A 10,080-nucleotide genomic window follows, 5' to 3' on the forward strand; every position below is an offset into this window, starting at 1 on the left:
TCCAGACCGGTGTAGTCCAAGGCCGCGAGCCGCGCATGCGCCGCCTCGTAGGCGGCGTACGCCTCCTCGACAGCGGCTCGATCGGTCAAACCCATACTTCGAACACTAGTTCGAGCCACTGACAAGAAAACGCCGCAAATGTGACGCTAGTTACCTAGCGTGACCAGCGAAATCAAAGTGACCAAAGTTTTTTCGAGAGCCGACGTAGCCTCGACATGCGACCCCAGGCAGCCACGTGCACGGCCCGTGCCCCCAGCGTGAAACAATTGCAGCCCGTGAAGACCTTCGATGCGCTATTCGCCGAGCTCAGTGAGCGAGCGCAGACCCGGCCGGCCGGCAGCGGCACCGTCGCGGCGTTGGACGCCGGCGTGCATCATCTGGGCAAGAAGATCATCGAAGAGGCCGGCGAAGTGTGGATTGCGGCTGAGCACGAGAGCGACGACGAGCTGGCCGGCGAGATCAGCCAGCTCCTGTACTGGACGCAGGTTCTGATGATCAAGCGCGGCCTGACCCTCGACGACGTGTACGGCAAGCTGTGACCGGCGCATCGAACGGCCTCCTGCGCGTCGCCGTCCCGAACAAGGGCGCGCTCAGCGAGTCCGCCGCCCACATCCTGTCCGAGGCCGGATACCGCCGCCGCACTGATCCCAAGGATCTGACGGTCGTCGACCCGGTGAACAAGGTCGAGTTCTTCTTCCTGCGCCCCAAGGACATTGCCATCTACGTGGGCTCCGGGCAGTTGGACTTCGGCATCACCGGCCGCGACCTGGCCGCCGAGTCGATGGCGCCCGTCAACGAGCGATTGGCCCTGGGTTTCGGATCCTCGACGTTCCGGTATGCCGCACCCAAGGGGCGGGACTGGACCGTCGCCGACCTGGCCGGTAAGCGCGTTGCCAGCGCCTACCCGAACCTGGTGCGGAAAGACCTGGCCGACAAGGGGATTGACGCCACTGTGATCCGCCTCGACGGCGCGGTGGAAATCTCGATCCAGCTCGGTGTCGCTGACGCCATCGCGGACGTCGTCGGATCCGGCCGGACCCTGGCGCTGCACAACCTCGTGGCCTTCGGTGAATCGCTGTGCGATTCGGAAGCAGTTCTCATCGAGCGCGCCGACGTCGCGCCGGATCCGGCTCGCGACCAGCTCGCGGCCCGCATCCAGGGCGTCGTGTTCGGGCAGCAGTACCTGATGCTCGACTATGACTGCCCGCGCAGCGTTTTGGAGCAGGCAACGGCCATCACGCCGGGTCTCGAATCGCCGACCATCGCGCCGCTGGCCGACGCAGACTGGGTCGCGGTGCGCGCCCTGGTACCGCGGCGCCAGGTCAACGCCATCATGGATGAGCTCGCGGCCATCGGGGCCAAGGCGATCTTGGCGTCCGATATCCGGTTCTGTCGCTTCTGACCCGTGCCGGTGTTAGCGTCGCCGTGAGGTCCGCAATCTGACGGAGGGTCACGTGACGCAAGCGCTGGTTCTGCTGTTCGCCTTACTCATTGGTGTGGTCGCGGGCCTGCGGGCGCTGACTCCACCCGCCGTGGTGGCCTGGGGCGCCAAGCTCGGCTGGTTGCCGCTGGTGGGTACCTGGGCCGAATGGGTCGGCAACTGGATCACGGTGACGGTGCTGACGATCCTGTTGGTGGTCGAGTTGATCACCGACCAGCTGCCCAAGACGCCGGCGCGAACGGTGCCGTCGCAGTTCGGGGCCCGGTTGTTCACCGGTGCGTTCGCCGGTGCGGTCATCGGCGCCGGGTGGCACCACACGTTCATCGGGATGGGCGGCGGCATGATCGGCGCGGTCATCGGGACGCTGGCAGGCTTTCATGCGCGCCGAATCCTGGTGGCGCGCAACGGCGGACACGACCTGCCGGTCGCGCTCGCCGAGGACGTCCTCGCGGTCGGTGGTGGCTTCGCGATTGCGGCCGTCGCACTGAGTGCCATCGGTCCGTATGTCGTCGTCTGAGAGCACCGCGTTCGACGCCATCATCGTCGGCGCCGGACAAGCGGGACCGCCCTTGGCCGGCCGACTCACCGAAGCCGGCCAGACCGTCGCCGTCATCGAGCGCAAGCTCGTCGGCGGCACCTGCGTGAACTACGGCTGTATACCGACCAAGACTTTGGTCGCGAGCGCCTACGCCGCACACCTGGCCCGCCGCGGCGCCGACTACGGCATCGGAACCGGCGACGTCACCGTCGACATGGCAAAAGTCAAGGGCCGCAAGGACGGGATCGTCACCGAGGACCGCGAAGGCGTCGAGAGCTGGCTGGAAGGCATGAAAGGCTGCACGCTGCTACGCGGGCACGCACGCTTCCTCGATCCACACACGCTGCAGGTCGGTGACCAACAGATCACCGGTGAGAAGATTTTCCTCAACACAGGCGGCCGTGCGACGGCCCCGGATATCCCCGGTCTGGCCGACGTTGATTACCTCACGAACGTCGGCATTCTCGACCTCGACACGGTGCCAGAGCACCTGGTGATCATCGGCGGCAGCTACATCGGTCTCGAGTTCGCGCAGATGTTCCGCCGGTTCGGCGCCGAGGTCACGGTCGTCGAACGCGGGCCGCGACTTGCCTCGCGCGAAGACGACGACGTCTGCGCCGCCATCAAGGACATTCTCGAACGTGAGGGCATCACAATCCACCTGGGTGCCAGCGATATTCGGGTAGCCAAAGACGGCGACGGGGTGGCGGTCAGCACCGGCAGTGCCGTTGTACCGGGCTCGCACCTGCTGGTCGCGGTCGGGCGCGTGCCCAACACCGACGACCTTGGTCTCGAAAAGGCCGGCGTGGCAACGGACTCCCGGGGATACATCACCGTCGACGATCAGCTGCGGACCACCGTCGACCACATCTGGGCCATGGGCGACTGTAACGGCAAGGGGGCGTTCACTCATACGTCGTACAACGACTTCGAGATCGTGGCGGCCAACCTGCTCGACAACGAACCGCGGCGGGTCAGTGACCGGATCCCCACCTATGCGCTGTACATCGATCCGCCGCTCGGGCGGGCCGGGTTGACCGAGGCGCAGGTTCGGGCGTCGGGGCGAAAAGCGTTGGTGGGCAAGCGCCCGATGACCCGCGTCGGCCGGGCGGTCGAAAAGGGGGAGACGCAGGGCTTCATGAAGGTCGTGGTCGACGCCGAGACCAACCAGATTCTCGGCGCCTCCATCCTCGGTGTCGGCGGCGACGAGGTGGTGCACTGCATCCTCGACCTGATGGCCGCCAAAGCACCGTACACGACCATGACGCACACCGTGCACATCCACCCGACTGTTTCCGAGCTGGTGCCCACGATGCTCGAGGGGCTCAGGCCCCTGCAATGACAGGCTCGGTAACAGCCTGTGCCACACCGCGTCCGGCGACCAATTGCCGGGTGACCTCGGCGACGCGCCGGCCCAGGTGTTCGCACGTCGCCGTATCGGATGGGTGCACCTGGTCTGGGTTGGCGTCGACATCGGTCGCCGCCGCGGCACCCAGCCAGAACCCCAGCCGATTGAGTTCGCTGTCGCTTGCGGTGGAGTGATTCCAGCCCGGGCCCAGGCCCAGATTGACCCAATGCATGTGATGCTGGGCGGCGAAGACCGCCAGTGAGACAAGCGAATTGAGCTTGTCGCCGCTCTTACTTCCCGAGTTGGTGAACCCGGCGGCGACCTTGTCGCGCCACGCGCCCTGCTGGCAGCGACGTCCCGTCTGCTCGGCGAACGTCTGGAACGCCGCCGATACATTGCCCATATAGGTGGCGGTGCCGAAGATGATCGCGTCGGCGGTATCCAGCGTTTGCCAGTCGTCGTCGGTGAGGTCACCCAACCGGATCAGGGTGACGGCCGCGCCGCCGGACCGGGCTCCGGCGGCGACTGCCTCGGCGAGGAACGCGGTGTGTGCGAACCCGGACTGGTAGGCGACGACAACCGAAGGTGTTTCGTGAAAGGTATTGTCCGACATCATTAACTCCTAGGGGTTCGGGCCTGCGGGCGGGGCATCGAGCGGGCTGTGTCCGGCGATCTCGGCGTATCGCTCGAGCCACCCGGGCAGGGGAGTGCCGTCGAGCAGCGCCTGCAGCCGGTCGAGGAAAGCCTGTGTGCCGGGCCGGAATCCGTTGGCATTGGGCACGCCAAGGCCGCGATGGGTCATCCGGAGCAGAGTGCCGCTGCCATCGGCGGTGAGTTCGTAGCGGACCACACCGGGTTCGACGATCTGTTGGTGCCACTCATGCTCGAACACATGCGGCGGATCCCAGACCAGGATGCGGCCCGTCATGCGCTTCATATCCGGTGGCACGGGCGGGCCCGAGGCGACCGTCTCGATCGAGCCGCCCGCACGGCCGTCGATGACGGTCTTGCCCATCCAGATGTCGCGATGCGCGGGTTCTGTGATCGCGGCCCACACCCGCTCGACGGGGTGTTTCAGTCGTCGCTCGAATGTCAGCGTGGCGCGGTCGCCGTCCACGGTGACGACGCCCTCGAGTTCATCGGTTGTCACGTTCCTCCTCGAATGTCGAATCCAGATGGCGCTCAAGGGCATCCAGATGGTTGGTCCAGTAGCGGCGGTAGCGGTCGATCCACTGGTCCATCTCGACCAGACCGTCGGCACGCAGCGCGTAGATGCGTCGTTGGGCATCGGGCCGCACCTCGACCAGTCCGACTTCCCGCAACACCCGGAGGTGACGGGAGACCGTCGGTTGCGTCAGTCCCGGGAGCGTGGCGACCAGCTCGCCCGCGGTGCGTTCGCCCTCGGCGAGTACGTCGAGCAGCGCGCGCCGGTTCGGTTCGGCGACCGCTTCGAAGACGTCCATGAAGTCAGTATGCCCAGCTATCTATATAGATGCAAGTACATATAAGACTCGGCGATACAGGTGGTGTGATTTCCGCAGCTCAGAGTGTTGTGCGGTTACGCGGTCTCACTGCGGTGCGGACTGGTCCAGGTCGGCGATGTGGAGGCCGTAGGGCACGGCTTTGACGAGCGTGACTGTCACCGGGATGCCGCTGGACAGTCGGTAGGTGCGTCGTTGCCCGGCGCACGCGCCTGCAATGGCGGCACCCAACGGGGATTCGATGGAATGGACGGGCATGTCGGCGTATTCGGCGCCCTGTACGCCGAGTAGGAACGTCTCGAAGTCCCCGGTGGCGTCGTGTCGGATGGTGACCACCATCCCGGGTTCGGCAATGCCGTCGTTGGGTGGGTCTTCGCCGACGACGGCATTGATCAGCAGGTCATGAATCTGCTGAATCCGCTTCTCCCACGCGCGTCGCACTGCTGCGGCGTTCGCGTCGATGTTCTCGTCGGCCGTTCCGGCGGAGTGAAGATAACGCAGGGTGTCCAGTTCGCGGTGCAGCCGTTCGTGGGCTTGTGGGGAAATCCAGACTCGTGTCGTGGTGGCCATGTCATTTCCATTCGTCGCGAGACCGGTTGCGCGGTAGGGCATTTCAAGTTCTTCATGTGTCGCCGTTCGGGGCATGCATTCCGTAGGGGACCGCCTTGAGTAGCGTGATGGGCACGCTGGCCCCGCTGGGGATGGAGTAGGTGCGTTGCTCGCCGACATGTGCGCCGGCGACCGCGCTGCCCAGCGGCGATTGCATGGAATACACATCGACATCGGGGTCCTCGGCACCGCGTACACCGAGCAGAAACGTCTCGATGTCCCCGGTGTCGTCGTAGCGAACGGTCAGGACCATTCCCGGTTCAGCGATCCCGTCGTCGGGCGGGTCTTCACCGACCACGGCATTGGACAGCAGATCTTGAATCTGACGCATGCGCGCTTGTCGCGCCAAGTAATTCTCGACGAGGTTGTCGTCGGTGTCCATGACGTCGCCACGAACTTCGATACCCGACCGTGAACGCAGCACGGTCAGTTCGGCCTGCAGCCGCGTATGGGCCTCACGCGTCATCCAAAGACGTTCAGTGCTGGTCATTTTCGGTGCTGTCCTTTCGTCGAAGCCGAGGTTGTCGCCAGGGGCGGGCCGGTGGTGGACGCGCCGCCCCTGACGACTGGAGCGCCCGTGGTGTGGGGCTGCACGGGCGGTGTGGACCAGTGATTGGTGGGTCTAGCGCCCCGTTCGGCGCAGCGGGTCGAATTCGCGCAGGGCTTGGGGTTGCTTGCCGGTGGTGATCTGTTCGGCCAGTAGCCGGCCGGTCACCGGTCCGTGCGCCAGTCCCCACATGCCGTGGCCGCCGGCAACGTAGACGCCGGGCGTCACCTCCCCGATGAGTGGGCGGCCGTCGGGAGTGACGGGGCGCGGGCCCACCCACATCTCGCTGTGTTCAGCCCACCGCACGCCCTGCAGCAGGGGAGCCGCGGAGGTGACGATGGCATCGACCCGCGCCGGGGTCGCCGGGTCGTGCGGGGCGCGGAATTCCATGGTTCCCGCCACCCGCAGTGCGCCGTGGTAGGGCGTGCACGCAACCCGCACATCGGGCAGGTAGACGGGCCCGGGGATGGGACGGTCCACGGGCACTGTGAACGAGTAGCCGCGACCGGCCTGCACGGGCACGCGTATCCGACTGCCGGTGAGCCGGGCAAGCCATGCGCCGGTGGCGATCACCGCGGTGTCGGCGGTCAACGGCTCGTCATTTGGCGGGTGGACGCTGACCCCGGTGCCCGAGCTGGACACGTCGCGCACCTCCAATGTGCGCATCCTGGCGCCGCGCCGCACGACTGCCTGACTCAGCGCGTTGACGAACCGGCCGGGATCGACGAAGCGTTGACCGTTGATGCTCAGGGCGGCGGTGATCGCCTGCGATGCCAGCGGCACTTGCTCGCGTAGCGCCTCGCCGGCCAGAGCGGTGACAGATATTGTCTGCCCGGCCTTTTCGAGATGCTTGAGTTCGCGCATCATGCGTTCGGCTTGTTCGGTGCTGCGGAACAGGGCGGTGATCGGGGCATCGGTCACCGGTGCGTCGACACCGTTGGCGACGAGTACGTCGAAGGCTTCGATGGCTTCTTCGTTGAGCGGCACGTTGGCGCGCACCGCCCGGTTCCACGACTCGGGCCGGCAGTTGGCGACGAAGCGCATCAAGAAGGCCCCGAGCTCGGCGTCGGCGGTCAAGGGAATGTGCAACGGGGCGGCCGGATCGACGAGGGCGCGCAGCCCATATCGCAGCACACCGGGTGAGTTCAGCGGCAGCGTCAGTGCCGGTGCGATCCAGCCGGCGTTGCCCCACGATGCTCCGGCGGCCACTCCGGTGCGGTCAACCACGGTGACATCGAGGCCGCGCTCTTGCAGGAACCACGCCGTCGACAGCCCGACGATGCCCGCACCGACCACGATCGCCGACCGGGGTCCGCCGTCAATGCGCTCGCCGCCGCTCATCACAAACCTCCGCATCCGAACTTCGTCCTTGCGTCCATGGTGGCTTCACCAGGAGAAAGGCATTTGCTGAAATCCGACAAGAGGCCGGTGCCGGGTTGTCGAGATTCGACAACGCCCTCCTGAGCGCGGTCGTGTCTCGGCGAATCGGGTAGGCGCCGGCAGCGAGCACCTCCGCGACCGGCTTCGACGTGCCGTGAGGTGCCGGAGGCGTACAGCGCCGGCTGGCGCGCTTTGTCGTGTTTCGACAGCCCGGACTGGTCAGTCGGTGTCGGTGGCGGCGAGTTCGATCATCATGGCCAGCCGCTTCTTGGCGTCGTCGAGTGGGAGATTCGTGATTTCGGCCATCTTGCGGAGCCGGTACCGCACGGTGTTCTCGTGCACTCCCAGCCGGTTACCCGCTTCGGTGGGGTCGCCCTGCGCCTCGAGCCAGGCCCGCAGGGTGGGCAGGTAGTCGGTGGCGTGGTCGCGGTCGTGCCGGCGCAGTTCGGCCACCGGCCGGCGATCGGGGGAGCGTCCTGAGCGTGCCGCACTGCGCAACCGTTGCAGCAGGATGTCGTCCCACGACTCGTCGTAGGCCGGAGGGGCGACGCCGGTCGGCGACGTCTCGTGTAGCGCCAGGCACTCGTCGGCCTCGTGGCGCGCCGCGACCAGATCAGCGACCTCTGCGGCACCACTGATACCGGCCAACAGCGTCACCCGCTCGGGCAATGCCGCCTGCAGGCTGGAAACCCACTTCCTGGCAGCTTCTGATTGTTCGCCGGGCAGCAGCGTGTACACGGTGTTGCCGGCCAGGGCACTGCGGCCCGGCCGTGACCAACCAAAGCCCGTCGTGGCTCGCTCGAACGCCAACAGCAGCGCCGCGTCGCGTTCCGCGCCGATGAACGCCTGCAGCGCAACCACCCGCAACACGGTGTGCGGCAGGCCCAGTCGGCTGGCGGCGGTGGCGGCATCGGCAGTGCCCTCCAGCAACCGGATCACCAGTTCGGATTCCACTTGCCGCTCGAGGTCCGCGCTGGCACGTGACCGCAACAGGTGCAGGGCCACCGTGTGAGCCCCGTCGGCCAACGCAGTGAGCGCGGCCCCGGCCAACGGTGTCGCGCACTCGACCCACACCGACCCCATGAGCTGACGACCCGACCGCACCGCCACCACCATGCGCCCGGTCACACCGTGAGCAGAGTCCGGGCCGACAAACAACGGTTCGTCAGAAGACTCCAAATGCGCGTACACACCCCGAGCGTCAAAGAAGGCCCGCAGCTCCTCCGGTGCCTGTCGCTCGACGATGGTCGCCACCCGCGCCGGGTCGGCGCCTCGCTGGCGCCGCGAGTACGCCAAGACCCGCGAGAGCCGGTCCTCGATGATGACCGCCCCGCCCGCGGACTCGGCCAAACTGTCGGCCAGTGCGAACAGATCCGTTGGCCCGCGACCGGATTCGGTTTCACGGCCCTCCAGGACCAGCCCGAAGATGACCGCGGCCAACTCGCTCCAGGACATCGCCGGGTCGACCACCATCACGGCTACACCTTCGGCCGCACCGGCGAATGCGGTGTCGTAGTCGCCCTCGGCGCGGACGAGTACGACCACGGCACGGGCTTGCGCCGCCCAGTGCACCGCCTGCTGCACTGATTGCGCGCCGATACCCAGCAGCACGTCACCGACGACGGCGCGGTCCTCGATGAGTTCATGCAACACCACGCTGCGCAACTCCGTGGACCGCGGGACAGGACAAAACCGCAATCGCACGCCATAGCTGCCCAGCACATTGGCTAGGCGGTCCAACGTGACCACGGGCCGCTCCCTATGCCGAATCAACCCCAGCGTATCGGTTGTCGAATGCGCCCCGGTCAACGGCGGGCTCCCTGACGCGATGACCCCGCGCCGATCCCATTACTTACGGGATCAGTTGATATCCACGGCAGCAACCGAATTCATCGTGCCTACTGCGTGGTGCAGTTGTGGACCAGAACCGCCGCGGTCACGGTCGCGACGAAGAAGACGTGGGTGTTCGCGACCGTCAGATCCCACATGTCGGCCGTGCCGAATACCGAAGTGCTACCTGCGACCTGCGCGACGCTGTCCCGGAACGGGGTGGTCAACCGATCACCGGGACGCAGGTCTTTCGCGTCAATCCATTCGGCTCCCGGCCGAATGGCTCCGCCAGTGGTGGCGGCCAGCTCGGAGACCTCGGACGGCTCTGTCTGCGCCCGGGCCGCGCTGTAGAAGGGATGCTTGGCGGTGGTGTGTACCACCGAAGTGACATCGGCGGCGTTGGTGATCGTGAGGTCGAGCAGGTCGGTGTCGTGGTTGACCAGGACCGCCTCCACCGGCTGACCGCTGGTGCGACCGGTTTCCGGGTCGACTGACCACACCCGATCGCCGACCTTGAGTTCCGCGATGGGGCGTTTGGTGCCATTGGCCATCAGGACCAGCGTGTCCGGGCCGAAGGATTGGCCCGCGCACGGAACATGCTGTGTCAGTGGGGTTGTCAGTGACTCGGCAGCCATGACCGCTGCCGGGCTGTCGGCGAATTGCTGCGCGCGCGGCGCACCTGCGTGTTGCTCTGAACGTGGGCGATCGATGCCGGCCAGCCACAGTATCCCGCAGAGGGAAAGCACGATGGTGACCATCAACGCCACCGGTACCCGCCACCAACGGCTACGACGCCACCACGACCGTTCACCCGGTACGAAGTTCACCATGACCTTCCCCCGAGACCGTGGAGGCATCAGCTATAAGGAGTAGCGATGTCAGAGAAGCGGAAGAAGTACGACCGGG

Annotated in this window: 12 protein-coding genes; 4 read left to right on the forward strand and 8 right to left on the reverse strand. The window is 66.4% G+C overall.

The window, feature by feature from the left end; genetic code table 11:
- Positions 1 to 257: 257 nt before the first annotated feature.
- The 4 genes from ACJH6H_RS29095 to ACJH6H_RS29110 are packed head-to-tail and all read left to right on the forward strand — an operon-like array spanning position 258 to position 3,321.
- The gene (locus tag ACJH6H_RS29095) at positions 258 to 539 is read left to right on the forward strand and encodes a phosphoribosyl-ATP diphosphatase (RefSeq protein WP_029118502.1); all 282 of its coding nucleotides are present in this window, start codon (positions 258 to 260) and stop codon (positions 537 to 539) included.
- Complete coding sequence (gene hisG, locus ACJH6H_RS29100; protein ID WP_212812010.1) at positions 536 to 1,402, forward strand: ATP phosphoribosyltransferase; 867 nt, start codon at positions 536 to 538, stop codon at positions 1,400 to 1,402. Before ACJH6H_RS29095 ends, hisG begins: the two co-directional genes overlap by 4 nt.
- Positions 1,403 to 1,454: 52 nt before the next feature.
- On the forward strand, positions 1,455 to 1,958 hold the full coding sequence (locus tag ACJH6H_RS29105; protein ID WP_020103688.1) for a DUF4126 family protein: 504 nt from the start codon (positions 1,455 to 1,457) through the stop codon (positions 1,956 to 1,958).
- Positions 1,945 to 3,321: an FAD-containing oxidoreductase gene (locus ACJH6H_RS29110; protein ID WP_061007416.1), complete on the forward strand. Its 1,377-nt coding sequence runs from the start codon at positions 1,945 to 1,947 to the stop codon at positions 3,319 to 3,321. The genes ACJH6H_RS29105 and ACJH6H_RS29110 overlap by 14 nt, the downstream gene beginning before the upstream one ends.
- Here ACJH6H_RS29110 and ACJH6H_RS29115 read toward each other — a convergent pair.
- The 8 genes from ACJH6H_RS29115 to ACJH6H_RS29150 all read right to left on the reverse strand — a co-directional run bounded on the left by ACJH6H_RS29115 (position 3,305) and on the right by ACJH6H_RS29150 (position 9,809).
- Positions 3,305 to 3,940 (reverse strand): flavodoxin family protein, encoded by a 636-nt coding sequence (locus ACJH6H_RS29115; RefSeq protein WP_061007419.1) that lies wholly within the window; start codon positions 3,938 to 3,940, stop codon positions 3,305 to 3,307. The two genes, ACJH6H_RS29110 and ACJH6H_RS29115, sit on opposite strands and share 17 nt — an antisense overlap.
- Before the next feature lie 9 nt (positions 3,941 to 3,949).
- Positions 3,950 to 4,477, reverse strand: a complete 528-nt coding sequence (locus ACJH6H_RS29120; RefSeq protein ID WP_133427834.1) for an SRPBCC family protein — start codon at positions 4,475 to 4,477, stop codon at positions 3,950 to 3,952.
- Positions 4,464 to 4,790: a helix-turn-helix transcriptional regulator gene (locus tag ACJH6H_RS29125; protein WP_061007414.1), complete on the reverse strand. Its 327-nt coding sequence runs from the start codon at positions 4,788 to 4,790 to the stop codon at positions 4,464 to 4,466. Before ACJH6H_RS29125 ends, ACJH6H_RS29120 begins: the two co-directional genes overlap by 14 nt.
- A 105-nt stretch (positions 4,791 to 4,895) precedes the next feature.
- Positions 4,896 to 5,378 (reverse strand): GreA/GreB family elongation factor, encoded by a 483-nt coding sequence (locus tag ACJH6H_RS29130; RefSeq protein ID WP_061007413.1) that lies wholly within the window; start codon positions 5,376 to 5,378, stop codon positions 4,896 to 4,898.
- Positions 5,379 to 5,430: 52 nt separating this feature from the next.
- The gene (locus ACJH6H_RS29135; RefSeq protein WP_061007412.1) at positions 5,431 to 5,907 is read right to left on the reverse strand and encodes a GreA/GreB family elongation factor; all 477 of its coding nucleotides are present in this window, start codon (positions 5,905 to 5,907) and stop codon (positions 5,431 to 5,433) included.
- 132 nt (positions 5,908 to 6,039) lie between these two features.
- Positions 6,040 to 7,305: an FAD-binding oxidoreductase gene (locus ACJH6H_RS29140; protein ID WP_061007411.1), complete on the reverse strand. Its 1,266-nt coding sequence runs from the start codon at positions 7,303 to 7,305 to the stop codon at positions 6,040 to 6,042.
- A 258-nt stretch (positions 7,306 to 7,563) separates the two neighbouring features.
- Positions 7,564 to 9,093 (reverse strand): CdaR family transcriptional regulator, encoded by a 1,530-nt coding sequence (locus ACJH6H_RS29145; protein WP_061007410.1) that lies wholly within the window; start codon positions 9,091 to 9,093, stop codon positions 7,564 to 7,566.
- Between the two features lie 149 nt (positions 9,094 to 9,242).
- A complete protein-coding gene (locus tag ACJH6H_RS29150) occupies positions 9,243 to 9,809 on the reverse strand; it encodes a Hint domain-containing protein (protein WP_163692645.1) in 567 nt (188 codons plus the stop codon).
- Positions 9,810 to 10,080: the final 271 nt, after the last annotated feature.

The sequence above is a fragment of the Mycobacterium sp. SMC-21 genome, assembly GCF_045310825.1.
GTDB lineage: Bacteria > Actinomycetota > Actinomycetes > Mycobacteriales > Mycobacteriaceae > Mycobacterium.